This is a genomic window from Thalassotalea mangrovi, from assembly GCF_005116735.1.
In the GTDB taxonomy this organism is placed as follows: domain Bacteria; phylum Pseudomonadota; class Gammaproteobacteria; order Enterobacterales; family Alteromonadaceae; genus Thalassotalea_A; species Thalassotalea_A mangrovi.
Genome location: NZ_SWDB01000027.1, coordinates 82,291 through 107,045, shown reverse-complemented (window position 1 = coordinate 107,045; position 24,755 = coordinate 82,291). Strand labels below are relative to the sequence as shown.

At 44.6% G+C, this 24,755-nt stretch carries 25 protein-coding genes and 1 other RNA gene; 15 read left to right on the top strand and 11 right to left on the bottom strand.

All coding sequences use genetic code 11. The features are described 5' to 3' along the window. Positions 1-100 precede the first annotated feature (100 nt). The 3 genes from E8M12_RS11260 to ssrA form a co-directional block, all read right to left on the bottom strand. Entirely contained in the window at positions 101-775 is a 675-nt protein-coding gene (locus E8M12_RS11260) for a hypothetical protein (protein ID WP_136736239.1), read from the bottom strand. Continuing rightward, on the bottom strand, positions 772-1,800 hold the full coding sequence (locus E8M12_RS11255; protein WP_136736238.1) for a ParA family protein: 1,029 nt from the start codon (positions 1,798-1,800) through the stop codon (positions 772-774). The genes E8M12_RS11260 and E8M12_RS11255 overlap by 4 nt, the downstream gene beginning before the upstream one ends. Positions 1,801-2,357: 557 nt before the next feature. Next, positions 2,358-2,710, bottom strand: a transfer-messenger RNA (tmRNA) gene (gene ssrA / locus E8M12_RS11250). Between the two features lie 218 nt (positions 2,711-2,928). Between ssrA and E8M12_RS11245 the strand changes: the two genes are divergently transcribed. Then, positions 2,929-3,402, top strand: a complete 474-nt coding sequence (locus E8M12_RS11245) for a hotdog fold domain-containing protein (protein ID WP_136736237.1) — start codon at positions 2,929-2,931, stop codon at positions 3,400-3,402. 232 nt (positions 3,403-3,634) lie between these two features. On the opposite strand, the gene smpB is transcribed toward E8M12_RS11245, so the two are convergent. After that, the gene (gene smpB, locus E8M12_RS11240; protein WP_136736236.1) at positions 3,635-4,117 is read right to left on the bottom strand and encodes an SsrA-binding protein SmpB; all 483 of its coding nucleotides are present in this window, start codon (positions 4,115-4,117) and stop codon (positions 3,635-3,637) included. Positions 4,118-4,280: 163 nt separating this feature from the next. Here smpB and E8M12_RS11235 point away from each other — a divergent pair, with 163 nt between their 5' ends. Further along, positions 4,281-4,709 carry a type II toxin-antitoxin system RatA family toxin gene (locus E8M12_RS11235; protein ID WP_136736235.1) on the top strand — a complete coding sequence of 143 codons (429 nt, stop codon included), beginning with the start codon at positions 4,281-4,283 and terminating at the stop codon, positions 4,707-4,709. A gap of 4 nt (positions 4,710-4,713) precedes the next feature. Continuing rightward, positions 4,714-5,064 (top strand): RnfH family protein, encoded by a 351-nt coding sequence (locus E8M12_RS11230; protein ID WP_136736234.1) that lies wholly within the window; start codon positions 4,714-4,716, stop codon positions 5,062-5,064. Positions 5,065-5,221: 157 nt separating this feature from the next. Here E8M12_RS11230 and E8M12_RS11225 read toward each other — a convergent pair whose 3' ends face one another. Continuing rightward, positions 5,222-5,605: a hypothetical protein gene (locus E8M12_RS11225; protein WP_136736233.1), complete on the bottom strand. Its 384-nt coding sequence runs from the start codon at positions 5,603-5,605 to the stop codon at positions 5,222-5,224. Positions 5,606-6,060: 455 nt separating this feature from the next. Between E8M12_RS11225 and E8M12_RS11220 the strand changes: the two genes are divergently transcribed. Next, positions 6,061-6,687 (top strand): PEP-CTERM sorting domain-containing protein, encoded by a 627-nt coding sequence (locus tag E8M12_RS11220; RefSeq protein ID WP_136736232.1) that lies wholly within the window; start codon positions 6,061-6,063, stop codon positions 6,685-6,687. Between the two features lie 112 nt (positions 6,688-6,799). Here E8M12_RS11220 and E8M12_RS11215 read toward each other — a convergent pair whose 3' ends face one another. Genes E8M12_RS11215 through pspF form a run of 6 tightly spaced genes read right to left on the bottom strand, consistent with a single transcriptional unit; the run spans position 6,800 to position 13,218 of the window. Next, complete coding sequence (locus E8M12_RS11215) at positions 6,800-7,579, bottom strand: ATP-binding cassette domain-containing protein (protein WP_136736231.1); 780 nt, start codon at positions 7,577-7,579, stop codon at positions 6,800-6,802. After that, positions 7,579-8,568, bottom strand: coding sequence for a peptide ABC transporter ATP-binding protein (locus E8M12_RS11210; protein WP_136736230.1), 990 nt, complete (start codon positions 8,566-8,568; stop codon positions 7,579-7,581). Before E8M12_RS11210 ends, E8M12_RS11215 begins: the two co-directional genes overlap by 1 nt. Then, on the bottom strand, positions 8,568-9,461 hold the full coding sequence (locus E8M12_RS11205) for an ABC transporter permease subunit (protein WP_136736229.1): 894 nt from the start codon (positions 9,459-9,461) through the stop codon (positions 8,568-8,570). The genes E8M12_RS11210 and E8M12_RS11205 overlap by 1 nt, the downstream gene beginning before the upstream one ends. Further along, positions 9,448-10,479: an ABC transporter permease gene (locus tag E8M12_RS11200; RefSeq protein WP_136736228.1), complete on the bottom strand. Its 1,032-nt coding sequence runs from the start codon at positions 10,477-10,479 to the stop codon at positions 9,448-9,450. The genes E8M12_RS11205 and E8M12_RS11200 overlap by 14 nt, the downstream gene beginning before the upstream one ends. Before the next feature lie 2 nt (positions 10,480-10,481). Then, complete coding sequence (locus tag E8M12_RS11195; protein ID WP_246034114.1) at positions 10,482-12,137, bottom strand: ABC transporter substrate-binding protein; 1,656 nt, start codon at positions 12,135-12,137, stop codon at positions 10,482-10,484. Further along, complete coding sequence (pspF, locus tag E8M12_RS11190; RefSeq protein WP_136736227.1) at positions 12,121-13,218, bottom strand: phage shock protein operon transcriptional activator; 1,098 nt, start codon at positions 13,216-13,218, stop codon at positions 12,121-12,123. The genes E8M12_RS11195 and pspF overlap by 17 nt, the downstream gene beginning before the upstream one ends. 222 nt (positions 13,219-13,440) lie before the next feature. Here pspF and pspA point away from each other — a divergent pair, with 222 nt between their 5' ends. The 11 genes from pspA to E8M12_RS11135 all read left to right on the top strand — a co-directional run bounded on the left by pspA (position 13,441) and on the right by E8M12_RS11135 (position 24,583). Further along, positions 13,441-14,139, top strand: coding sequence for a phage shock protein PspA (gene pspA / locus E8M12_RS11185; RefSeq protein ID WP_136736226.1), 699 nt, complete (start codon positions 13,441-13,443; stop codon positions 14,137-14,139). A gap of 39 nt (positions 14,140-14,178) precedes the next feature. Next, entirely contained in the window at positions 14,179-14,391 is a 213-nt protein-coding gene (pspB, locus tag E8M12_RS11180; RefSeq protein WP_136736254.1) for an envelope stress response membrane protein PspB, read from the top strand. Beyond that, positions 14,388-14,819, top strand: a complete 432-nt coding sequence (pspC, locus tag E8M12_RS11175) for an envelope stress response membrane protein PspC (RefSeq protein ID WP_136736225.1) — start codon at positions 14,388-14,390, stop codon at positions 14,817-14,819. Before pspB ends, pspC begins: the two co-directional genes overlap by 4 nt. A gap of 117 nt (positions 14,820-14,936) precedes the next feature. Further along, positions 14,937-16,379 carry a YcjX family GTP-binding protein gene (locus E8M12_RS11170; RefSeq protein WP_136736224.1) on the top strand — a complete coding sequence of 481 codons (1,443 nt, stop codon included), beginning with the start codon at positions 14,937-14,939 and terminating at the stop codon, positions 16,377-16,379. After that, positions 16,376-17,431, top strand: a complete 1,056-nt coding sequence (locus tag E8M12_RS11165; protein WP_136736223.1) for a YcjF family protein — start codon at positions 16,376-16,378, stop codon at positions 17,429-17,431. Before E8M12_RS11170 ends, E8M12_RS11165 begins: the two co-directional genes overlap by 4 nt. A 275-nt stretch (positions 17,432-17,706) precedes the next feature. Beyond that, a complete protein-coding gene (gene phhA / locus E8M12_RS11160; protein ID WP_136736222.1) occupies positions 17,707-18,510 on the top strand; it encodes a phenylalanine 4-monooxygenase in 804 nt (267 codons plus the stop codon). A 3-nt stretch (positions 18,511-18,513) separates the two neighbouring features. Then, the gene (locus tag E8M12_RS11155) at positions 18,514-18,858 is read left to right on the top strand and encodes a 4a-hydroxytetrahydrobiopterin dehydratase (RefSeq protein ID WP_136736221.1); all 345 of its coding nucleotides are present in this window, start codon (positions 18,514-18,516) and stop codon (positions 18,856-18,858) included. A gap of 147 nt (positions 18,859-19,005) precedes the next feature. Then, a complete protein-coding gene (gene tyrR, locus E8M12_RS11150) occupies positions 19,006-20,556 on the top strand; it encodes a transcriptional regulator TyrR (protein WP_136736220.1) in 1,551 nt (516 codons plus the stop codon). 1,177 nt (positions 20,557-21,733) lie between these two features. Beyond that, positions 21,734-22,720 (top strand): fumarylacetoacetate hydrolase family protein, encoded by a 987-nt coding sequence (locus E8M12_RS11145; RefSeq protein WP_136736219.1) that lies wholly within the window; start codon positions 21,734-21,736, stop codon positions 22,718-22,720. A 154-nt stretch (positions 22,721-22,874) separates the two neighbouring features. Continuing rightward, a complete protein-coding gene (gene maiA / locus E8M12_RS11140; RefSeq protein ID WP_136736253.1) occupies positions 22,875-23,513 on the top strand; it encodes a maleylacetoacetate isomerase in 639 nt (212 codons plus the stop codon). 197 nt (positions 23,514-23,710) lie between these two features. After that, positions 23,711-24,583 (top strand): DUF3014 domain-containing protein, encoded by an 873-nt coding sequence (locus E8M12_RS11135; protein WP_136736218.1) that lies wholly within the window; start codon positions 23,711-23,713, stop codon positions 24,581-24,583. Positions 24,584-24,755: the final 172 nt, after the last annotated feature.

Below are 24,755 nucleotides of genomic sequence, written 5' to 3'. Positions count from 1 at the left end.
AGTTATTATTAGGTTCTGTAATATCTATCCTAAAAGAACATCATTAATTTAATTGCTTTAAAATAAGCTATGGAGAAAATTGGCTAATTAATTCAGTCAATTATACTTCTTCAGGTAGTGGTATGTATTTTTTGCTCAAGGTTTTCGCGTGCTTGGATTCAAATAAATGCTTCTCAAACCATACATGCTTCAAAAATGCTAGCTCATTCCCCACAATATCCTTTCGATCATTTTCATATATTAATGACGCATATTTGAAGATTAAGTCCCAATTATCGTCTTCGATAATATTCAAATAATATACGCCGTTATGATGGAGGATCAGTTCGTTATCGAAAATATTGGGTAAAGATTGGCTACTTTGATACATTTCTATTATGTTTTTATCGAAAACGATCCTTGGATAAACAGATTCTCTACTTTCCAACTCATACGCTTTTGCTACAGCGTGGCTGTATGTAATTCTGCCACTCTGGAAATGTTTAGAGTATGCAATACCGCCTCTTATAAATAACCCTCTTTCAAGAAATGATATAAAAACACTTCTAATGATATTTAAAAAGTCAATAAATTTATCATGAGTATTGCAGGTTATGATAATAGTGTCTGATATCGCTTGAACGCTGAATATTGCTGTATTTACCGAATTAAAAACCTTGAGTGATTGCTCAAGATCTTCTTTAAATTTTTCTTGACCGTTTTGAATGTCTCTTTCTAAGCGATGACGATAAGAAAGCACATCAATTAACGCTGTGTATACGTATTCTGAGCTCATTCAAAAGCCTCAGCGATTTTCTGAATTTCAGCTTTATATTCTTCCATACGATCTTTCCAAGGTTGCCATACCGAACCGTAATACATTTGTCCGTTGCTAGAAGCTTCTTTTGTGTGCTCTTGTTCAATATCAAAAATTGCTCTACCAAACAATTGTGCAACTGGGGCCAAAACTGCCACATCTTTTATTGAAGCTACATAAGGTTTTTTCAAATCAAACCCTTCTTTGGCCGAAAATTTGCCATCTTTACAAAGTGAACTTTCAATTTCTTCTGAAATTTTATCTTGCCACTTGATGTATGATGCTTTGGCTTTTGCTCCGGCATGGACTTTGAAATTTTGTAGAATTGTTCCGGCAAGTTTAGGTTGGCCGGGAAACGGTTCTATTCCATATGGCTCCAGAGATTGAGATATAATCTGATGGCGGTCAATCCATTCACTTATAACATTGCCCAATAATCTAACAGCTTGATAGCAAAACCTATCTGGCACTAAAGGAATAACAATTTCATCGCAGCATACAATAACTGATTTAGTTATCGCACCAGTACTTGGACCTACATCGCATAATATATAATCAAACTCTCTCTCTATCATTAAGGAGCGCAGTAGATTATTTAGGACGATATAGGTGTTTTTTTCATGAATATTTTCTGTAACCGCTTGGTTCCAAGCAGTTCCTAAATATGTTTCTGCTCTTGAAAACTCCAGATCGCCTCGAAAAAGGTACATTGATGGGTAAACATTGTGTTCTGTTAATTCAATAGTATTTTGATCTATAGCTCCCTGTTGACCTTTAAATCTTGGTAGCAGAGCTTCGTAAATTGAAGTACCTGGTAGTGATGCTTCAGGGTCATCTAGGTCATCTCTGGAAGCAAAAAATAATTCGGTAATATTGCATTGAGGATCACAATCGACGATAAGTACCTTTTTACCGATAGATGATAAGTAGGCACCGAGGTTGAAGTTGGTGGTTGTCTTCGAAACCCCACCTTTGTTGTTGTATAAAGCTATTATTTTCGACATCTTTTCCCTCTTTCGAAATAGCATGGTCAATCTGTTAAATTCAACAGTTTGGATCGCGGGAACACCTGAGACTTTTAGACCATTAGCCTTTTCAGCTTTCCCTGTGAAAAATTTGATTAGGTTCAGGAGGTTAAGCGTTTTTTCGCTTATTCACAAGCCTTTGTTTGAGCAGGGAAATAGAAATCGAAATATAAGAGATGGTATTTAAAGAGTCGAAAACAATATCATAGAAACAAGTTAGAGTTATTGAATGACTCAACATTTCATAGTGGCAGTTAATCAACCGTTTAATTGTTTTAAATGGCCGACACTCAGGTTTCTTATCATTAATTTTTAAATGAAAAATGGTACAGGATTGGTACAGAAATATGGAACTATACCTCGGGTTAGTGTACCGACACTGTACCCTTTTCTGTACCATTTTGATGGACTTTATAGCTAGCGAAAAACCTTAAGCTGTTGTTTTTTATGGTTTTTTTCTAACATGAAACAAAAAGCCAAAACCTGCTGGTTTTGGCTTTAATATATTGTTTTTATTGGTTTTTTTTCGATTTAATTGGTGGAGCGGGGGGGAGTTGAACCCCCGTCCAAAAAACCTACATCCTCGGTCCTACATGCTTAGTCACTCTTTTATTTAACCAGTCAGTCGCCGAGCGACAGGCTACGTTCTGGTGAGTCTGATACTGTTTCGCGGTTCACCGTCAGACACAGTTCCCTCGCTAACCCATATTGATATGACCATCGACACCGCAAGCCTATAGGTGAAGCTTTACGGGGATGGCTAGCATTAAGCTGCTAGTGCGAACGTTTCGTCGTTTGCAACTATAGTTTTGCGGCTTTTTACCAGGCCAACCGCCCCTGGGCATGCACCTTGGGTTTCGTGAATCTTGTCGAATCCTAAATCCGCCCCAAAGTGGTCTGGTTTTATGATTAACCAGAAAGCTATTGTAGCTTGTATTTGTTCGACAAACAACGAGGAAAATAATTCAACAACTTTCGCTTAAACATTGCACAAATTGATTTTCACTGTTGTATCCAGGCTAAAAATCGGCGTATGATTGACGCTTGTGGTCATACCAGAAGATGGCTAATATTCTCAGCATTACAATGATTTAACGAAGGCGTTTTATGGCACAACCTCCTAAAGTTCTCGACGTTTATAACAAATGGTCTAAGTTCTCATTTGGTAAACGATTATTTTCCTGGTTCTTTGCCCAGTGGGCCCCTTACTTTAAAACGATAAAGCCACTGGTGTTGGATCTGGAGCCGGGCAAATGTGAAGTCCTGATTAAGAAAAAGAAAGCGGTTCAAAATCATATTGGCACTGTGCATGTGATTGCCATCTGTAATGGTCTGGAAATGGCGATGGGTGCTTGCGCTGAGGCGACCATTCCTGAGCACCTCCGTTGGATCCCAAAAGGGATGACGCTCGACTATACGGCGAAAGCCGGTAGTGATATCCGCTGCGTAGCCGATTGCCGTGATATGATTTGGCAGGAAGGGGATTTTTTAATGCCGGTAACTGCCTATGACAAGAACGATGTGGTAGTCGTTAAAGGACACATCAAGTTGTGGGTAAGCCTGAAACCGAACAAGAAATAATACCAATCACATTAAATTAAAACTCACCCGTAGGGAGTTTATCAGAGGCCCATTTACGGCCCTATATTTCATTAATATAGAATGACTATATCAATGAAATCTATGTTGTAACTGAACCTCTGCCCTAACTCTGAGTTGTGCACAAACTTAATGTGATTGGTATAACTAGTCGATAAAAATAAAAAGCTCCGGCACTTGGCTCGGAGCTTTTTTGGTATTAAGTAAACGCTTATTACTGCAGTTTCTTTTTCATAATACGGCCCTGGTCGACTTTCCATTCCCGCTCTTTGATGTCGGCGCGCTTATCGTGAGTTTTCTTACCTTTACCGAGATAAAACTCCAGCTTTACCCAACATTTTTTCCAGTACATTGCGGTCGCAATTAACGAGTAACCATCTCGTTCAACACTACCGGTCAGGCGATCAAGCTCTCGCCGGTTTAACAATAACCTGCGGCTACGGGTTGGATCACATACCACATGGGTGGAGGCTGCATTTAACGGCAGGATTTCGGCACCTACCAGAAATGCTTCCCCGTCTTTCATCATCACGTAGCAGTCGGAAATATTGACTTTACCGCTGCGAATACTTTTGATTTCCCACCCCTGCAGGCTGATACCCGCTTCAAACTTGTCGGTCAGGGTGTAATTGTGCCTCGCCTTCTTATTTAAGGCGATAGTATTACTATTGGATTGTTTCGATTTTTTCTTTGCCATAACGGCGGATATTATACGTAAAGAATCCCCGAATGGTACTCAAAATCCAGCTTTTTCATCGTTAATTGATTTACACCGCTGCAGGTATCCCGAGACAGTTGATTTTTAATGAGGTTTCAGTATGGCTTTGCTATCATAGCGCAATATTTTTTTAGGGGGTTGAATGCCTGCAATTAATCGAAGTGCGCTGGTGATGCATAGCGCCGCAGATATGTTTAAACTGATCAATGATATCCCTTCATATCCGCAGTTTTTGCCGGGTTGCCGGGATGCGAAAGTCATTAGTCAGGATGATAATTCAATGACCGCGTCTTTGTTGGTATCAAAAGCGGGCGTAGAGAAGTGGTTTACCACAAAAAATGAATTAACCGAAAACCAACGGGTCAGTATGAACCTGTTAGATGGACCGTTTAAACAGCTTAGTGGTGATTGGATAATCACCCCACTTAGTGATACCGCCTGCAAAGTAACCTTACAACTGGAATATGAATTTTCCAGTAAGCTAATTGAATTGGCAATCGGTAAAGTATTCAATACCTTGACCAATAACATGGTAGCGGCGTTTACTCAGCGAGCGAAAGAGGTGTATTAACAACATGAGCGTTGAACAGTTTTTAATTGAAGTGGTTTATGCACTTCCAGAAAAGCAAACTCTGTTATCCTTGCATGTTGATGAAAACTCAACGATAGAACAGGCAATCCAGGCCTCGGGGATCTTACAGCAATTTCCAGAAATTGATCTTAATGTCAATAAAGTTGGGGTCTGGAATAAGGCAGCAAAACTAAAAGATATGATTGAAGATGGCGATCGCATTGAAATCTACCGTCCACTGATAGCTGATCCGAAAGAGGTCCGTAAGCGTCGAGCCGAAAAAGCGAAACAGGAAGGACGCGCAGATAAGGTGACCGGTGGCCGGGTCAACCCATTGCGGGGCGGGTCTAAGTGACGCGAGAGTCACTGGGTGACTAAGGGTGACTAAGGGTGACTAAGGGTGACTAAGGGCGTCTGAAGTGGTTGTAGTTGTGTTAGGTTTTCGACTCAGACTGATCACTGCAAAGCGAATGCAGCATCGAGCCTGAGACTATTATTCAGAGAATTTGTTGTTAGAAAGAAAACAGTCTGGCCAACTTGGATGACTGACATTGACCGGTTTCCTCATCGGTAGAGCCATTAAATGTCTGCTTCACCAGGGCCATGTAGTATTGAATCCTGTCCTGCGCCTTCATTGCCGTTTCGAAAAAGCTATCAGCCTTCTTCACCTGGCGCTCTACCGCCTGATATGCCGGTACTTCGATAAGTTGTGCCAGTGGCTTATTGATTAAAGCATCGTAGGGGGTGAAATGATTACCCATAACCGTGGTAATGTTCACGTGCATGTCTTTGGTAAAGTGGACCTTGCTATCCTCTACAGCTATTGCCTGCGCAGAAAAATGAATTGCCAGCACAGCTGCTACAGCCAGCGAGATTGCGTTTTGTTTCCTTTTCATGCTTCCTCCTTAAGTGGAAGACGTCAAAAAAATATCGAATAAAGCGTGAAATTGACTGGATATCAGTTTACCAGCCCCCGTTCCCCAGTTTTCACAACGACACTGAAGTTGGTTGGTCGTTCATTTATTGTACAGTTAACGGCTATTGTAGGGTAGGCGAGAATAAAGTCAATTACCAATTGTCTGGGACGAATCTACTCTTTCGTGGGACAAACCGCCAGGTGCCGCTGATTCGCTTGATGGAAACTTCACCGCTGCATCGACTTTACTTGGTTCAAAATTAAAGGCTGTAAGTGTTCGTTATTTTTACAGACCAATAAATTTTTCCATTAATAAAATTTTATAAATGTTTTTATCTACCTGTTTTTTCGTAGAAAAGAAATCTTCTTGTGAGGTTGGCCTGAACCTTGCTCCGTTAACCATGCACTTCATTTGTGTTACGGAGGTTATTTTAAATGAAACTGCTAAAAGCTTTAACAATTCCAATAATGGCGGCACTTTTAAGTTTTAGTGGCATTGCTAATGCGGAATTAATCAAAATACTCGACTTTGAAGAGCTTACCGATGCCCTTGGCGAGGGTAATTGGGATAGTCCTTTAATGGTTGAGACTTCAATTCCTGGTCTGTCAGTAACCCTTGAGGTTGGTACAGGGTTTTTGTATCTGGATAAAGGTTCAGGGTTAGGTAACTGTCAATCTGACACTGGCTGCGCGAAAAACCCTGATGACAACTTTAATATTGGTGAAACCTTTACCTTCACCTTTATGGTTGGTGACGAGGTATTCGTACCATTAGGAGCCACCCTTCAGGCTGTCGCTCATGAAGAAGAAGGCTTCTTTGCCGGTAGTCTCGCAGATATGAGTGATGGCGGTGAGTGGGCACTTGATGACAGTACCATTTATACGTTTGCTGAGGGCGAATCGTTCTCAATGACCGTAACCGCAGGTGAGTTTTACATTGCCGCGCTATGGATTGATGATGGCCTGTTACCACCTCAAGCCGTGCCTGAACCAGCTAACCTGGCTTTAATGGCACTTGGTTTACTTGGGCTTGTTGCATCGCGTCGTAAGTTTGGTCGTTAGATTCAAACCATTAGACTATTAAACAAAGCCAGCATAACTGCTGGCTTTTTTGTATATGGAAAATTTTGTTTTAATGAAAGCTCGGCAGGCCTTGGTGTGGCGATATTGCCTTTTATTTGACAGTGCGTTTGCGCTGGCTCATGATCAATTTCTTGGTGTATTTATGCTTCGGATTTTTCAGCACCTGATCGGTCGGTCCTGACTCTATCAACTTCCCATCGTTTAACACTAGCAGCTTGTCACTCAGGTGCTCGACAATATCCAAATCCTGAGATATCAGCAAATAGGCGAGCCCCATTTGTTCCTGCAAATCAAGTAACAGGTTAACCATCTGCGCTCGCAACGATAAGTCCAGAGCGGCGAGAGCTTCATCAAGAATAACCAGCTGTGGTTGTAAGATAATGGCACGAGCCAGGGAAATACGCTGTTTCTGGCCACCCGAAAACATATGTGGATAAAAATGCATATGGTCGGCAAGCAGACCGACTTTTTGCAGGGTCTCGCGAATTTGCACGGTTCGCTCCTGAGCATCCAGGCGGGTATTTAACAGCAGCGGTTCTTCCAGTTGTTGCTTGATGGTCAGGCTGGGGTTGAGGGTATTCCCCGCATCCTGAAAAATCATTCGTACATGCTGGCATCGCTGTTTAAAATTACCGGTTTGCAAATGCTGGCCGTTCAGGTAAATCTCGCCGGTTGTTGGCCTGGCAGCACCGACTAAAAGTTTCGCTAATACCGATTTCCCGGAACCGATGTTGCCGATAACCGCCAGGGTTTCATTGGCATCAAGCTTAAACGACAATGGTTGTAAGACAGTGATGGCTTCTTTTTTCCACCAGTGGTTTCTGACTTTGTAATCTTTGCTTAAGTCTTTAACTTCGATCAGGCTGGCCATCAATAATCTCCTTTATGAGAAAAGTGACAACTGACCTGATGCCCCTGATAGGATCGTATTTGCGGTGCGATAACGCATTTCTTGCGGGCATTGGGACATCGGGGCCCTAATCGACAGCCAATCGGTAAATGTTGCAATACCGGAATAGAACCGGGAAGCGTATCGAGTCGCGATTTCTTTTGCCAATGAGCCTGAAATTTGGGGCTGCTGGCGATTAGCGCTTTGGTGTATGGATGATAAGGCGTATCAAATATTTGTGATGTGGTACCAGCCTCAACGAACTGACCGGAGTACATCACGGTCAGGTAATCGGTCCAGTGGCTGATTTTATCTAATTCATGACTGATCAGCAGAATCGACATATTTTTCAATTGATTTAAACTGGCCAGCAGGCGGAAAATCTGTGCCTGATTTGCAGACTCCATAGACGCGGTCGGCTCATCGGCAATCAGCAGTTTCGGACGCCGTGCCAGGGCCATGGCGATCATGACTCGCTGACACAAAGTGGTGGTGAGCTGGTGCGGATAGGATTTGCTCACCAGGGAATGTTTTTTAATGCCAACCTTGTGCAGTAATTTAACCGCCGCTTCACGTCGTTGTTGTGCCTTTTGCCAGAAAAAACCAGTGAGTTGTTCACTGTCGATGGCTTCTTCAATCTGTTCACCGATGGTGTTCGTGGGATCCAGACAACTCATCGGCTCCTGGAAGATAATGGCGATATCGCGGGTGATGATCTTCTTACGCTCCTCAACACTCAGGCGCAATAAATCCCGTCCCTGCCAATGAAATCGGTCCGCTTCAACTTTCCACTTCTCGTCCAGTACGCCCACGATCGCTTTGGCAAGCAAAGATTTACCGCTGCCTGATTCGCCTACCAGGCCTCGGAATTCACCTTCTTTTAAACTCAGGCTTACGCGCTCGACCGCCTGAATCGGCTCTGAACCAGATTGCAGGGTGATACTGAGGTTTTTAATGTCCAGTAAGTTCATCAGTTCTCTTTTTGCAATTTAAGTGAATGTCGCAAACCTTCGCCAACCAGGTTGGTGACGATAACGGCAATTAGTATCGCCAGTCCCGGCAAATAACTGGTCCATGGCGCGATATAAAATAAATCCAGGCTGTTAGCGAGCATCGAGCCCCATTCCGGCAGCGCAACGGGAGCGCCGAGTCCTAAAAAACCAAGGGCGGCGATATCCAGAATCGCCGCTGACTGAGCCAGTGTCGCCTGGATAATGATTTTATCAATAATGTTTGGGTATATTGAGGTGACCAGTACCCGAAGTTCGGACGCGCCATCAAGTATCGGGATTAATACATAGCCTTTTTGCTGTTCTTCTTTAATCGCATTACGGGTGATATGGATAAACTGCGGAATTAACACCAGACCTATCGCCCAGAGCACGTTGGTCAGGCCAGGTCCGAGAATGGCAACAATAATAATCGCTAGCAGTAATGATGGCATGGATAACACCACATCCAGGAAATGGGTCAGCAAACTGGCCTTGACCCCTCGGGTCAGGGCTGAAACCGAGCCTATTAATACGCCAATGATCAAGGCACAGACAACCACCAGAATACTCAGGCCAAAGGTCAGTGAGGTGCCCTGGATCAGACGTGACAACATATCGCGGCCAAGGTCATCGGTTCCAAGTAAGTAACTGATGTCCCCGTCGGCATTCCAGGCGGGTGGCGTGAGTAGCATATCAAGGTTATTTTCCATCGCCGAATGAGGAGTAATAAAGCTGCCAAAGATGGCAAGCAGTACCAACAATACGTAGCAAAACAATGCCCAGATAGCGACCGGAGTTCGTTTAAACGTCAGCCATAACTGCAAGATAGGGGAGGGGAATTCCTCTTCTATGTAGATCTTATCTCGTGGCATGACGTGTGTACCTTTCTACCGGATTCAAGCTAGCGTATATAAAATCGGCGAGAATATTGATAAAGAATGTGAAGGTTGCCAGCGCAATCAAGCCTCCCTGAATGGCGGTATAATCACGTTGGAAAATGCTGTCTATCAACCAGCTACCAGCACCCTGCCAGTCAAAGATCACCTCGGCAATCATAGCCAGTGTCATCAGGTTGGCAAATTGTAAGCCCATATCACGAATAATCCGCACCAGGGCATTGCGAATACCGTGGTGGTAAATGATCTTGATGTTCGACAACCCTTTGGCTCTTGCTGCCTTAATATAATTGGACTCAAGCACTTCCAGCATTGAAGTGCGAGCCAGGCGAATGAAAATCGTCATTGGCGCAATAGCGACGGTAATTGCCGGTAATACCAGATGCTCCAGAGCGTCCTGAAATGCCTGCCAACGATATGGTGAATCACTGAGCAGAATATCGATAAGTTTAAAGCCGGTGACTTGCTCAATCTCAAACAACAGATTTAACTGCCCTGATGAGGGGAACCAGGACAAGGTGATCGAGAACACCAGAATTAAAATCAGTGCCAGCCAGAACACCGGTAACGAGTATCCGACCATCGCCACCGACAGAATCGCTTTGTCGGTAACCTTATTGTGAAAGATGGCAGCGATAAAACCGAGCGGCACACCAAAAATCATCGCCAGCAATAACGCAGCAAGGCTTAATTCAATGGTAGCTGGCAGGTAGGTGATCAACTCTTCACTGATAGGGTTCTGCGTCGACATCGAAACGCCCATATTGCCGTTAAACAATTCTCTTAGGTAGGCCAGATACTGAAAAAACACGGATTGATCCATGCGATACAGTTTTTCATAGCTGGCCAGTTGCGCGTCCGTGGCATTGACTAACCCGGTGATATTGACAATCGCGGAACCTGGAAAAAAGTAATTGAGACTGAATGCTACAACCGACAACATCAGTAGCGTAAATAACAGTAGATTTAACCGTCGAAGCGCGAACAATACCATGGTTATTGTTTCTCCCCGGCCAGCTTTTTCGTATCAGCGAAGGTGATACCGCCAAATGGCGTCAGAATATTCCCCTGAACCAGACTGGTTTTCGCCTGCGCACGTTTCGCATGGGCGATTGGCAGCAGCGGGAATTCCTCGCTAATCAGTTGTTGCGCCTGCAGGTAGTAGTCACGCCGCTGTTTGGCATTTCGGGTCGACAAGGCTTTAGCAAGCAACTGGTCGAAATTTCGATTACACCAGAAACTGCGATTGCTGCCGGATCTGGCACTGGAGCAACTCAACAATGGCGTGAAAAAGTTATCCGGATCAGGATGATCCGCAGACCAGCCAACCAGCGCGGCCTGATGCTCGCCATCAGATAGTTTGCGTAAGAAGGTCGACCATTCATAGGTGATGATATTGACATTAATGCCAATCCGGGCCAAGTCTGAACGAATTAATTTAGCCATTTTTCGGGCATCAGGGTTATAGGCACGCTGCACCGGTATGGCCCATAAATCCAGGGTAAATCCTTGCTCCAGGCCGGCATCGGCCAATAACTGTTTGGCCTGTTCGATAGAATAGGGTAGTTTCGTCTGGGGTTCGTTGTAGGCCCAGGATGCGGTGGGTAATAACGAGTGAGCAATTTCGGCCTGATCAAAATAGACGGCGTTGATAATTGCTTCCCTGTTAATGGCCAGCGAGACAGCCTGCCTGACCAATGGATTATCAAAAGGTGGCCTGATGGTGTTAAAGGCAAGAAACGCTACATTAAATGAGGTAACTTCTTCCAGTTGTAAATCGTCTCGACTGCGAATCTCCTGAGGGGCAATCGGGTAAGAAATAACATCGCATTCATGGGTCAGTAACTTGGTCAGACGTCCGGTGTTGTTGGGAGTGATATTGAAAATTAATTTCTCGATAGCAACCGGATGTTTCCAGTATTGATCATGGCGCTGATAGCGGATAAAGGCATTAGGGCGGTACTCTTTATACATGAAAGGACCGGTTCCTATTGGCAGGTAATCCAACATAGATAACATGCTTGGTTCGTTTTGAGCAATTAACTGGTCGGCATATTCTTTTGATAAAATCACCGCAAATGGGGCGCCGAGGTTAGACAGAAAAGATGCATCCGGCCGGGTCAGAATAAAGCGAATCGTGTAGTCATCGATCCTCTCAACTTTTTCTACCAGTTGCTCAAACTTGATGCCACGAAAAAACGGGTAGTTGCCGCGAGCAGCACGGTAAAAGGGATTGTTTTTATTGAGGATACGTTCGAAGCTGAAAATAACATCGTCGGCGTTGAGGTTACGCGTCGGCTTAAAATAGCGGGTCTGATGAAACGCAACGTCTTTACGCAGATAAAAGGTTATTTTTTTTCCATCATTGGTAACGTGCCAGGATCTTGCCAGGGAAGGTTCCAGTTGATAGTTATCGCGATTAAAGTCCAGTAAGCGGTTATAAATCTGCCGGGTCGTTGCATCGATGGTTGTGCCCGAGGTGACCAACTGTGGATTGAACGATGTTGGTGACCCCTCTGAGCAATAGACCAGGCCGTCAGTGAATATCGAGTCTTCGGTATTAGCCGGTTCGCAGCCTGAGAGCAGGGTGAGCAAGGCCAACATTAGGTAGCCAGTCATCTTGCTTAGGGGAGAATCACTCTTCACTGTCATTACTATCCAATAAATTGTATTTTTTCAGGTAGCCGCGCAACTGATGATAGGTTAACTCGAGTGCCTGGGCGGTTTTTTTCTGATTAAACTGGTTCGTTGCCAATGCTTCTTTTATCAGTTTAATCTCGTAATCCTGTGACAGGTTTTTTAATGAGACCGGAAATTCAGTGGTTTTGTTTGATTGAACGTTAGTAATTGGTTGCGTCGCAGCAACCTTTTCTGAGTTGTCATGACCATTAACCGGCGCTTTGCTTACGGTTATTTGCCTGTCTGCGGTTTTTACCCGCGCTGCCGGGCGATATGGCGATTCAAAAGGATCGATGACCAGGTTGCTGACCGGAATATGGGGATTGTTATGCCGGTAAACACTTCGCTCAACCACATTTTTTAACTCACGAATGTTGCCTGGCCAATCGTAGTCCAATAGGGCGCGCTTTACTTTCTCATTAAATCCCGAGAACAGTTCAAACTCCAATTCCCGGGCCATATTGATGGCGAAATGCTCCGCCAGAATCAGGATATCTTCCTGTCGCTCTCGCAACGGCGGTAAGGTAATAACATCAAATGCCAGCCGGTCCAGTAAATCAGCGCGAAATTCGCCTTTGTCGGCAAGGGTCGGTAAATCTTCATTGGTTGCCGCGATCAGGCGAACATCAGTTTTGATGGTACGTGAACCGCCGACGCGTTCGAATTCACCATATTCGACTACGCGCAGTAGCTTTTCCTGTATCAGCCCGGAGGTATTGGCAAGCTCATCAAGAAACATGGTGCCGCCATCAGCCTTTTCAAAGCGACCTTCATGACGTTTACTGGCGCCGGTAAATGCACCGCTTTCATAGCCGAACAGTTCACTTTCCAGCAGGTTTTCATTAAGCGCTGCACAATTAAGTTTTAAGTAGCTTTGATCCCAGCGCTTGGATAAGTAATGCAGGCGGGCAGCGACCAGCTCTTTACCGGTACCGCGTTCACCGATAAGTAGTACAGGCTTGGACAAAGGAGCGACCTGGGAAATATGTTCGAGGACTTCTAAAAAACTGTTCGATTGCCCTATCAGGTTATCCTGTTGTTTGAAGCGGCTCATAAACGACCTAATAATTAGTTTATTTCACTAACAAATAGTGTATTTTATTAAAGCCTGTCAGAGAAGTTTTTTTTAACTTTTCTTTTAATCCAGGTAAAACATAGGGTTGCGCGAAGTTTTAAAGTTGGCATTAAAAATGAATAGTAATACCCAGTGATTCGTCATTTGTGCGAACTATGACGAAAATAGACACAACTAAATCAATAAAATGAGGTAATCATTATGGGTGTTTTTTCAAGATTTACAGATATTATCAATTCGAATATCAATAGTCTGCTAGATAAAGCCGAAGATCCGGAAAAAATGGTGCGCTTAATTATTCAGGAAATGGAAGATACCCTGGTAGAAGTACGTTCCTCATCGGCAAAAACCCTGGCTGAGAAAAAAGAACTGACTCGCCAGTTGTCGAGAATTGAAACGGATGTAGCGCAATGGCAGCAAAAAGCTGAACTGGCACTGAGCAAAGGACGTGAAGATTTAGCCCGAGCGGCATTAGTCGAGCGAAAAAAATGTGAAGAGGCTGCCACGGCATTAAGCGATGAGTTGAGCCACTTTGATGATCACATTGTTAAACTTCAGGATGAAATTGCCCAGCTTCAGGAAAAACTGGCAGACGCTAAGGCTCGTCAGAAAGCCATTGTGATGCGAGGTAAAACCGCAACTTCCCGCTTGAAGGTTAAAAGCAAACTGGATTCTGGCAAAGTTGATGATGCCTTATCACGTTTCGACCGTTACGAGCGCAAAATTGACGATTTAGAAGCTCAGGTTGAATCCTACGATTTAGGCTCTAAGTCGCTGGCGGAAGAAATCGCGGAACTGGAAAAAGACGAAAGCGTTGATAGTGAACTGGAAGCTTTAAAAGCGAAGATGCAACCGAAAAAAGCTACGGCGACCAAGAAAACCACTAGCGGTAAAAAATAAACAGAGTAGAAAAGGAGAATTATCGTGGAAGAGTTATTAATGGTTCCTGTCATCCTGTTTATGGCGATTGTCGCTCCGATATGGCTGGTATTGCACTATCGCTCAAAGCGACAAATTGGTCAGGGATTGACAGAAGATGAGTATCAACAATTATCTGAGTTATCGGACCTGGCTGACAAAATGGCGGAAAGAATCAAAACTCTGGAAGCGATTTTAGATGCAGAAACTCCTGACTGGAGGGATAAAGTATGAGCAAGGGCAGAGGCGAATTATTTCGTGACCCGGAAAAAGGTAAACTGGCCGGAGTTTGTGCCGGCCTGGCCGACTACTTCGGTTGGGAAGCCTGGTTAGTACGCATCCTGGTGGTCTCTGGTGTTTTGCTTGGTATGGGTTGGTTTATCATCTTGTATATAGCCGGCTGGTTTATTCTTGATAAAAAACCACATCGAAAAACTGCCAGTGAAATTCATCAGAATTTCAAACAGCAAATGCAGGAAGATGAAATCGTCAATGAGCATATCAAGGTGAAGTCGAGAATCTGGCAGGCGGGCGAACCGCCGAAGCAGGCATTTCGCGATATTCGTACCAAGTTTCATACGCTGGAAACACAATTACAGAGTATGGAACGCTATGTAACCTCAGCTGAGTTTACTGTTTCTCGGGAAATCAATAAGTTATAAACGCAAAGTCGGATCGTGAGGTCTGACTTTTCCTTTCCGTCACTGCTTTGCATTACCTTTCCATCCCTGGTTTTTTCACTTACATTAAGTAAAAGATAACAATGACCCCTGGCTGAAATGGCAATTATAAATCGTAAAAAAATAGCGCGTTGGAAGCACAAACTGCAGTTGGGTGCGAGTGACCTGGTTAATCGTGGTCTGGATCAACACATCAACCTAGCTGTCACAGGATTAAGCCAGAGTGGTAAAACCGCGTTTATTACGTCGCTGGTAAATCAATTAGTAAATGAAGGCCATGGTAAACCGCTGAACTTTTTCAATGCGGTACATGAAGGTCGTTTTATTGCCGCTAAGCGAGTGCCACAGCCAAACCTGCAAATCAGCCGTTTTGATTATGATGCTGCGATGGCAAGGCTGGGTGAGCAGGAACCCGTTTGGCCCGAGCCGACGCGTAGCATCTCACAAATACGCCTGGCGATCCGCTATACACCGCAGGACTCTCTACTTAAATATGCGTCACAAATGTCGACCCTGTACCTGGATATCACCGATTATCCGGGAGAATGGTTGTTAGATTTGTCCATGCTTGAACAGAATTACCAGCAGTGGTCGGAATATATGGCCCAGTTACTGAGTTCAGAGCCAAGACATACTCACGCCAGGGATTTCCTGCAAACATTAGAAGAGCTCGACCCCCTCTCAGCAATGGACGAAAACAGACTGGCTGAGTTGTCACAACAATATACTGAGCTACTGTTAACGTTTCGCAATGATTTGGGATTATCGGTGGTCCAACCGGGCCGGTTTATTTTACCGGGAGAACTCGAAGGGGCCCCGGTACTGCAGTTTGTTCCTTATCCGTTTTTTGACAGGTTAACGGCACAGGACTATAACGCTGCCGATGAACGAAGTTTTATCGGAATGTGTCGGGCGCGTTACGAAGAATATCAATCCGCCATTGTGCGTAAATTTTATAAACAACATTTCGTCAATTTTGACCGACAAATTATTCTAGCCGATTGCCTGACGCCACTGACCAATGGCCCGGAGGCATTCAATGACCTGCAACAGGCGATTGCCCTGATTATGGAGAGCTTTTCTTATGGAAATTCGAACCTGCTGACCCGTCTGTTTGCACCGAAAATTGACCGTATCCTGTTTGCTGCTACCAAAGCCGACCATGTTACCAGTGATCAACATCAGAACCTGACCACCTTGTTGGAGCAGGTGATTATTAAAGCGAAAAAACAATTAAGCTTTGATGCGATTAAAATGAAAACACTGTCCATCGCTTCAATCCAATGTACTGAGCAGGGAAAAAGCGATTATCAGGGTAAACAGCTCCCGGTATTGAAAGGCAAACGCCTTGATAATCATAAGATCATTACCCTGTATCCGGGGTCTGTGCCGGCAAAGCTGCCGCAGCCGAGTTTCTTTAAGCAAAATAACTTTGATTATATTCAGTTTAAACCTATGCATGCAGCAGATGAACATCAGGCATTAGCGAACATTCGAATGGACCAGGTATTGCAGTTTTTGCTTGGAGATAAACTGAAATGAGTCAACCGACAAAGCCAATGGAACAGGAGTTTCAGCAAAAAATTCTGTTCACAGAATCTCATGCCAATAGCCAGGCCAATGGTGAACCGGATAGTCCGGTCGTTCTGCCGGAAGAGGCGTGGCAAGCGATAGATGAAGTTTTTGAAGAAGACGATGTGACGATAGAAAAACAGCGTCCCAAGTGGCTATGGCGGATCGCTGGCATTAGTTTTACCGCGGTTATTGGCTATGAAATGGTGGATTTTTTTATCTCCGGCTTTTCTTCGTCACCGATTATCACCGCTATCTATGCCATCCTTGCAGGTTCGGTGGGCACGATTGCCTTGTTAACCCTGTTTAAGGAGTTGCGTGGGTTACGCCAATATCATCGCCAGCAACATAGCCAGAAACAGGCTGAACAATACCTGCAACTGCAGGGCAGCGGAGATAGCCGCAAGTTTTGCCAGTCCCTGAGTGAGCAGATTCCACTCGATAGTGTGACCGGGCTGCATCAACAGTGGCAACATGATTTAAGTGAACATCTCAATGATAAAGAGGTGTTAACCTTATATTCCCGTCATGTGCTAGCGGATGTCGATAAACAAGCCATGGAACAGGTCGCAAAATTTTCTACTGAGGCAGTGGTGCTGGTAGCGATCAGTCCAATTGCCCTGGTGGATATGATGATATTACTGTGGCGCAATTTACGTATGCTAGATAAGGTGGCGGGTCTTTACGGGATACGCTTAGGTTATTGGAGCAGGATCCGTTTGATAAAGCAGGTTTTTGTAAACATGGTTTACGCTGGAGCCAGCGAAATAATCGCCGATGTCGGAGTCGATATGCTGGGAGTAGGCGCACTTGGAAAACTATCTACACGGATGGCGCAGGGCCTTGGTGCTGGTATGCTGACCGCAAAACTGGGGATCCGCACAATCAAGTTATGCCGCCCGGTACCATTTATTGATAACCCGCCGGGGATTCGTCAGGTTCGCCGTGAAGTGGTCAATCAGGTTCGGCAGTTGATGGCGAACACTGTCTCTTCCAAAAACAACGACAAAACCAATGACTAGATTAAACGTCTATAGGGTGAAAAGTGCGCTGTACTCTTTTCCTTACACCTGTTAAAAATTCCCGGACACGTCTGGGTTTTTATTCTAAAGCCACATTTCATACTATTAGGTCATAAAGTTGTAGATTCATCGACAGACTCAGTTTCGCTCGTTGCATGGCGTTTTTTGTCAGGCACGATGTAAACCATATAACCAGATAAATAATCAGTTTTGTCGATGACCCTGCCAATAAAACCTGAACCCATATCAGGGCAACAAGATAGGAAAAGAAGTTAATGGCTAAGAACACGAAATATGTGTCAAAAGCAGCCGATGAACATGGCATGATCGCATGGACCGAACAGGAAAATCGGATCTGGCAAAAGCTATATGCCCGGCAAATCGACTGTATTCAGGATAAAGCATGTCAGGAGTACCTTGACGGCCTGGCGTTATTAAACCTGCCTGAAGACCGTGTGCCGCAACTGCCCGAAGTCAGTGCGGTATTGCAACAAACAACGGGGTGGCAGTGCGCGCAGGTACCAGCGCTGATTGGCTTTGGTGAGTTTTTCAGATTGCTGTCCGAGAAAAAATTCCCAGTGGCAACCTTCATCCGTGACGAAGACGAATTCGATTACCTGGAAGAACCGGATATTTTCCATGAAATATTCGGGCACTGTCCGTTGTTAACCAATCCGGCATTTGCAAGATTTACCCAAAGGTACGGTGAGCTCGGGTTACACGCCAGTAAAGAAGATCGTGTTTTTCTGGCGCGGCTATATTGGTTTACCGTCGAGTTTGGGTTGTTGCAAACCGAAAACGGACTGAAAATCTATGGCGGTGGAATATTGTCTTCTCCCGGCGAAACTCAATATGCAATGCATGATGAGCGACCATTGAGAAAACCATTCGATGCTGTTGATGTGCTGCGCACGCCGTATCGCATCGATATCATGCAACCAGTTTATTTTTTAATTAATCACATTAATCAGTTAGACGAAATCAGCAATCTTGATTTACCGGCATTAATCGCCGAAGCGAAAGCATTGGGATTGCATGACCCTTTATTTGCACCAAAAATTATTAAACAAGCGAGTTAAGCAATGACAGAACAATTACAAACTCAGGTCTGTGAGGCCTGCCGCGCGGATGCGCCAAAAGTGAGCGACGCGGAATTAGCCGAACTAATTAAACAAATTCCGGATTGGGTACCTATGGCTCGTGACGGTGTAATGATGCTGGAACGTGAATTCAAATTTAAGAACTTTAAATTAGCACTTGAATTTACCAATAAGGTGGCAGAACTGGCCGAAGCTGAGTTTCATCATCCATCGATTCTGACTGAATGGGGTAAAGTGACTATCACCTGGTGGACTCATGCCATCAATGGTTTGCACAAAAACGACTTCATCTGCGCGGCAAAAACCGATGCACTACTAGATAATTAGTAGAATTTTTCATTACTGAAGAAAAAAGCTCCCATGTGGAGCTTTTTTTTTGTAAAATTTAATTTACAGGTGTTAACTCATTCCAATTCGACCAAAAACATAAACAGCGAGTAACTCGGATTGGTATCATTATTCAGGAACCGCAACGTGCGTTTAAAAATTACGTGTCAGGATAGGGTTGGTATCGCACAGGAAGTGTTGGCTATATTAGTCGAGCGGGAAATTAACCTTAAAGGTATAGAAGCCGTTACCGAATCTGGGGAAATATATGTTCATATCCCCGATCTGGAGTTTTCTCAGTTGCAGGATTTTATGCCGCAGCTGCGTTTGATTGGTGGCGTGACGGATGTTAAAACAACGACACACATGCCGTCGGAAAGAGAACATAATTTATTGGAAACCATTGTCCGGACTTTGCCTGACCCACTGATTTCTATTGATATCAGGGCCAATGTTTACGGCTTGAACGAACTGGCCGAACAAAAACTTGGCCTGAAGGAAGCCGAGGTAGCAGGGCAGCCTATCAGTCATTTCATCAAGGGCTTTAATTTTTCCAAATATCTCGATAGTGGCGAAATCCTGCCCCATACCCGTAAGCTACGTTTGCACGATGAAGATTATGTTGCCGATATCCTGCCAATTTATGTACCTGGTGAGAGCGGCAAAGAGGTGTTTACCGGGGCTTTATTGATGTTGAAATCGGAGGCTCGTCTTGGTCAGCAAATTAGTGCCTTTAAACACCCTAAAGGTAACGACTTTGTTGGAATTCAGGCCAGCTCCTCGCAAATGCGCAAGGTTATTCGCGAAGCACGACGCATGGCTGGGTTGGATTCGGCGATTTTGATCCAGGGCGAAACGGGTACCGGCAAAGAGTTATTGGCCCGCTGTTGTCATAATGCCAGTGATCGCAGTGAACATCCGTTTATGATATTAAATTGTGCAGCCCTTCCTGACGATGCAGCGGAAACGGAACTGTTTGGCAAGTACAATCCTGATGGACAAAGCAAACGTGGTTTATTCGATCTTGCTGACGGTGGTACCGTGTTCCTTGACGAAGTCGCTGAAATGTCGCCGAAATTACAAACCAAGCTAATCCGCGTACTTCAGGATGGTAGTTTTCGTCGCATCGATGATGAAAATGAAATCAAGGTTAATGTCCGCATCATTTGTTCTACCAATAAAGATTTGCTGGAACTGGTACAAAAAGGTGAGTTTCGCGAAGATTTGTATTATCGGTTGAATGTACTTGGCGTTACCATTCCGGCACTACGTGATCGTCGTGCCGATATTATTCCGCTGGCCGAAACCTTTTTAAACCGCTCCGCTAAACTCAATCATCGTGGTGAAATGTTTATCGATGAAGAATGCCGTGAGTTTTTAGAGCACTATCCGTGGCCTGGTAATGTCCGTCAGCTGGAAAATGTGATTCTCAGGGCCGCATCTTTAGTTGAAGGTGACACGATAAGTATTGAGCATCTGCAGCTACCTACTTTTACCCGTGACCATGGATATCTGGAGCAGGAATTTAACGGCACCCTCGAAGATGCGGTTAAGGGTTTTGAAGCTGACCTGCTACGTAAACTTTACCCGGCTTATCCCAGCACCCGGCAACTGGCTAAGAAGTTAAGTTTAAGCCACACCGCGATTGCTAATAAACTTCGCGAATACAATATTAATAAGAAGACGGTGAAGATCTAGTTTAGTAACGAGGCTGATGCCTCGTTTCTTTTTTGGAGGGAGACTACGTCTATACAGGGAAACTGCGTCGAGGGAGAGAACCCTTTCGTTGTCAGGTTCTCGGTGACGACTGACATCGCTGACGACTGCGTCGAGGAAGTGTTTTCGAATCTCTCAAACGGTGACAACCTACCGCCTTCAGTACCGTCATCCCGGCGTCGGCCGGGATCTCGTTTTTCATCTTTTTACTGAGATTTCCTGTCGTGGCAGGAAATGACGAAACGTTATGATCTGCTCGCTATATTGGGTGTCTAACGGTGACTAAAGCTGTCTAAAGGTTATGGTCATGGATGACCGGTATGCCGAAAATGCACAAGTGCAAGGATGCACGCAGGTAGAATAACGCAGGAGCAGTTATCGAGGAGCATTTTTCGGTGACAACGAAAAACCTTCAGCACCGTCATCCCGGTGTCGGCCGGGATCTCGCTCTCTCGGCTGTGGCTGAGATTTCCTGTCGTGGCAGGAAATGACGAAACGTTATGATCTGCTCGCTATATTGGGTGTCTAACGGTGACTAAAGTTGTCTAAAGGTGACTAAAGCTGTCTAAAGGTGACAACGAAACACCTTCGGCACCGTCATCCTCGCGTACGCGGGGATCTCGCTTTTTATATTTTGACTGAGATTTCCTATCAAGTAGGAAATGACGAAACTTAGGTGCATTAGCTGCGCTAGAACTGCTGAGGCTTGGCGATAGTGACCGTATGGAATCAACCTCGTGTTGTCAGCCTAAACTTGATGATAAAGAAACGCTTTAACCCGGAGTAACTCCCTGAGTTACGTACCCGAAGCCAATGTTTTCCATTGGCGTACCCGGAATAAATTCAACGAATTTATGTACTCGCTACCGAAGTAAAGCTTTGTCATCGGCAGCGCCTCGATACCTGAAATCTGAATGCTGAAACCTGACGCGTAAAGCTTGGTTTACGACTTTGCCGGGTTTGTCGTAAACATAAAGGCACAAATTTGGCGATTTGTCGCACCCCCTCGCATTGGTCAATACCCTGTTTTCACGTACACTCTTCGTCACTAATTGATATTTAATGATAACGATAAATGGATTAACCAAAGTTGGGTTGAATCTGCTTTACTAAGCCCCAACAAATGAGTTAATCAGCAATGTGTGGAAGAGAGTTTTAAATGAAATTTGCAACCCTTAAAAATAATACCCGCGATGGTCAACTGGTACTGGTATCCCGCGATTTGAAAAAAGCGATTAGCGTCGCTGACGTTGCCACTACGATGCAGCAACTAATCGACAATTGGGCTGACCTGGCGCCTCGTCTTGAGTCAACGTATTCTGACTTAAATGCCGGTGCAATTGAAGGTGCCTTTGATTTTGTTGAGTCTGACTGTGAATCTCCACTACCTCGCGCCTACCAGTGGGCAGATGGTAGTGCCTATGTAAACCACGTAGAGCTGGTTCGCAAAGCGCGCAATGCTGAAATGCCGGAAACTTTCTGGACTGATCCGCTAATGTATCAGGGCGGTTCCGATTCTTTTATTGGTCCACGTGACGATATTGAAATGGGTTCTACCGAGTGGGGCATTGATTTTGAATCTGAAATCGCGGTGATTACCGACGATGTACCTATGGGCGCGACGCCTGAAGAAGCTCAAGATCACATTAAATTATTGATGTTGGTTAATGATGTATCCCTGCGTAACCTGATTCCTGGTGAACTGGCCAAGGGCTTTGGCTTTTTCCAGTCGAAACCATCCAGTGCTTTTTCTCCTGTTGCTGTTACCCCAGATGAGCTTGGTAATGCCTGGGACGGAAAAAAGCTATCTTTGCCGTTAGTCACGCACTTAAATGATGAGTTGTTTGGTAAGCCGAATGCCGGCGTTGACATGACTTTTGACTTTCCAACGATTGTTGCCCACGCTGCTAAAACTCGTCCATTAGGCGCAGGTTGTATTGTTGGTTCAGGTACGATTTCAAATTATGACCGTAGCGCTGGTTCTAGCTGCCTTGCCGAAAAACGTATGCTGGAAATCATTGCTGATGGTCAGCCATCAACACCATTTATGCAGTTTGGTGATAAAGTACGTATCGAAATGTTCGACGAAAATGGCGAGTCAATTTTCGGTACGATTGACCAGACCGTAGTTGAGTATAAGAAATAGAACGATTTTTAAAATCGTATGATTTATAAAAATCGTTGGCTTTAAGCTACAAGCTGTAAGCTATAAGAGGCTTTAAGCTACAAGCTGTAAGCTATAAGAGGTTTACAGCTTGCGGCTTGCAGCTTACAGCTAAATGAAGTGAAGGTGTTATATGATTTCGTTATACGGATATTGGCGTTCATCGGCGGCCTACCGAGTACGCATTGCCCTTAACCTGAAACAGATTGAGCATGAGTTATTGTCGGTTCATTTGGTGAAAGATGGGGGCCAACAACATAGTGCCGAATATAAAGCGTTAAACCCGAATGAATTGGTTCCTACCCTGGTAGATGGAGACTTTACCTTAAACCAGTCGATGGCTATTCTCGATTATCTGGAACATAAATATCCCAGTCCTGCGTTGTATCCACAAGACCTGCAAAAACGCTCGATGGTACAGGCTCTGGCCAATGATATTGCCTGTGATGTTCATCCTCTGAATAATCTGCGGGTGCTCAACTATCTGAGTGATGAATTATCCGTTACTGCCGAACAAAAACAGGCCTGGTATCAACACTGGATTCAGACCGGTTTTATGGCATTAGAGCAACGTTTAGAAAAAACTGCTGGTTTATACTGTTTTGGCGACAACGTGACGATGGCTGATTTATGTCTTATCCCTCAGGTTTATAACGCCAAGCGCTTTAATGTTGACCTTAGCGCATTTCCTACGATTTTGAGAGTCGATGAGAATTGCCAGCAACTCGACGCATTTAAGGCGGCTCTGCCTGAAAATCAACCGGACGCAACCTGATAATTTTTCCTTTGAGGCAGAACAACGACGAATGTTTGCTGCCTCTTTTCACCCTTTTTGAATCACAGTGCCCGTCCCGGCATCCTCATCCTGAATTTTCCTGAACTAATAATTTTTCTTTTTGTCTCAATTAACTAAGCTAAATAAGAGACGGTTTTTTAATTTATTATTGCCCCGATTATCATTACGAGGATCGAATGAACGCTGAACAAAAACAATCAACCGATACACAATCATCGGGACCACTCGGTATCATTATCATTATTATTGTGCTGGTCTTGCTGGGGGCGGGGTATTATATGTTTTTTATTGATAACCCGGCGGATCGTCCTCAACCAGACATTGTCGACTTAAAAGACGAGAAGTTAAAACCGGAGCCTGAAATTCAGGAACCGGAAGATACCGAGCCAGAGCCAATCGAGCCAGAGCCAGAACCTGTCACCACGCCAGAACCACAACCGGAAATGGAGCCAGAGGAAGACACCTTACCTGAGCTCGACAACAGCGATGAGTTAACGCTGGGCCTTATTCGCGAAGTTAGTATGTCGCCGCAATTGCTGGATATATTGGTACCCACTGATGTATTGAGGCGCACCGTAGTATTCGCCGATAACTTTGCTAAAGGACAGGTGGCGACGAAAGAAGCCCCGGTATATTCACCTGATGGAACATTTCAGGCATCACCAGTTAATGATAATGAATTTGTGATTAGCCCGGAAAACTATAGCCGTTATCAAAGTTATATTGAACTTGCCGCCAGTTTTGAGCCTAAGGAACTGGTGGCTATGTATGAACAGTTGTCTCCCTTACTTGAGGAAGCTTATCAGGAGCTGGGTTATCCCGAGCGCTCGTTTGATCAGGTCCGTGATGACGTTATCTCACAAATCCTGGCATTTGAATATCCTGAGCAGAGCCCGGTGTTAATCCAGCCAGGCGTTGTGTATAAATATCAAAGTGAAGACATTGAAGGGCGTTCCGATGTCGATAAATTGCTACTTCGTATCGGTAAAGAAAATGTCCTGCAGCTACAAACAGTTGCCTATCAGTTACAAAAGGAGTTTAATCAATAAATAGCGCAAACCTAAACCGGACTGCCTAGAGCATTTGAAATAGTGCTGACAAACAGCTCACTGTGGTAATGAACGGACAGAGCTTGTTTTGTTGGGTTGTCGTGCTGGTTTGGGAGCGCAACGGATGATAGTGAATCATTCATTAAAGAATGTGTTATTGGCAAGCACATTC

Excerpts from the sequence above, each read along its gene's own strand:
- E8M12_RS11260 (WP_136736239.1), bottom strand. The coding sequence starts at position 775 with ATGAGCTCAGAATACGTATACACAGCGTTAATTGATGTGCTTTCTTAT.
- E8M12_RS11255 (WP_136736238.1), bottom strand. The coding sequence starts at position 1,800 with ATGTCGAAAATAATAGCTTTATACAACAACAAAGGTGGGGTTTCGAAG.
- E8M12_RS11245 (WP_136736237.1), top strand. The coding sequence starts at position 2,929 with ATGGCACAACCTCCTAAAGTTCTCGACGTTTATAACAAATGGTCTAAG.
- smpB (WP_136736236.1), bottom strand. The coding sequence starts at position 4,117 with ATGGCAAAGAAAAAATCGAAACAATCCAATAGTAATACTATCGCCTTA.
- E8M12_RS11235 (WP_136736235.1), top strand. The coding sequence starts at position 4,281 with ATGCCTGCAATTAATCGAAGTGCGCTGGTGATGCATAGCGCCGCAGAT.
- E8M12_RS11230 (WP_136736234.1), top strand. The coding sequence starts at position 4,714 with ATGAGCGTTGAACAGTTTTTAATTGAAGTGGTTTATGCACTTCCAGAA.
- E8M12_RS11225 (WP_136736233.1), bottom strand. The coding sequence starts at position 5,605 with ATGAAAAGGAAACAAAACGCAATCTCGCTGGCTGTAGCAGCTGTGCTG.
- E8M12_RS11220 (WP_136736232.1), top strand. The coding sequence starts at position 6,061 with ATGAAACTGCTAAAAGCTTTAACAATTCCAATAATGGCGGCACTTTTA.
- E8M12_RS11215 (WP_136736231.1), bottom strand. The coding sequence starts at position 7,579 with ATGGCCAGCCTGATCGAAGTTAAAGACTTAAGCAAAGATTACAAAGTC.
- E8M12_RS11210 (WP_136736230.1), bottom strand. The coding sequence starts at position 8,568 with ATGAACTTACTGGACATTAAAAACCTCAGTATCACCCTGCAATCTGGT.
- E8M12_RS11205 (WP_136736229.1), bottom strand. The coding sequence starts at position 9,461 with ATGCCACGAGATAAGATCTACATAGAAGAGGAATTCCCCTCCCCTATC.
- E8M12_RS11200 (WP_136736228.1), bottom strand. The coding sequence starts at position 10,479 with ATGGTATTGTTCGCGCTTCGACGGTTAAATCTACTGTTATTTACGCTA.
- E8M12_RS11195 (WP_246034114.1), bottom strand. The coding sequence starts at position 12,137 with ATGACAGTGAAGAGTGATTCTCCCCTAAGCAAGATGACTGGCTACCTA.
- pspF (WP_136736227.1), bottom strand. The coding sequence starts at position 13,218 with ATGAGCCGCTTCAAACAACAGGATAACCTGATAGGGCAATCGAACAGT.
- pspA (WP_136736226.1), top strand. The coding sequence starts at position 13,441 with ATGGGTGTTTTTTCAAGATTTACAGATATTATCAATTCGAATATCAAT.
- pspB (WP_136736254.1), top strand. The coding sequence starts at position 14,179 with ATGGTTCCTGTCATCCTGTTTATGGCGATTGTCGCTCCGATATGGCTG.
- pspC (WP_136736225.1), top strand. The coding sequence starts at position 14,388 with ATGAGCAAGGGCAGAGGCGAATTATTTCGTGACCCGGAAAAAGGTAAA.
- E8M12_RS11170 (WP_136736224.1), top strand. The coding sequence starts at position 14,937 with ATGGCAATTATAAATCGTAAAAAAATAGCGCGTTGGAAGCACAAACTG.
- E8M12_RS11165 (WP_136736223.1), top strand. The coding sequence starts at position 16,376 with ATGAGTCAACCGACAAAGCCAATGGAACAGGAGTTTCAGCAAAAAATT.
- phhA (WP_136736222.1), top strand. The coding sequence starts at position 17,707 with ATGGCTAAGAACACGAAATATGTGTCAAAAGCAGCCGATGAACATGGC.
- E8M12_RS11155 (WP_136736221.1), top strand. The coding sequence starts at position 18,514 with ATGACAGAACAATTACAAACTCAGGTCTGTGAGGCCTGCCGCGCGGAT.
- E8M12_RS11145 (WP_136736219.1), top strand. The coding sequence starts at position 21,734 with ATGAAATTTGCAACCCTTAAAAATAATACCCGCGATGGTCAACTGGTA.
- E8M12_RS11135 (WP_136736218.1), top strand. The coding sequence starts at position 23,711 with ATGAACGCTGAACAAAAACAATCAACCGATACACAATCATCGGGACCA.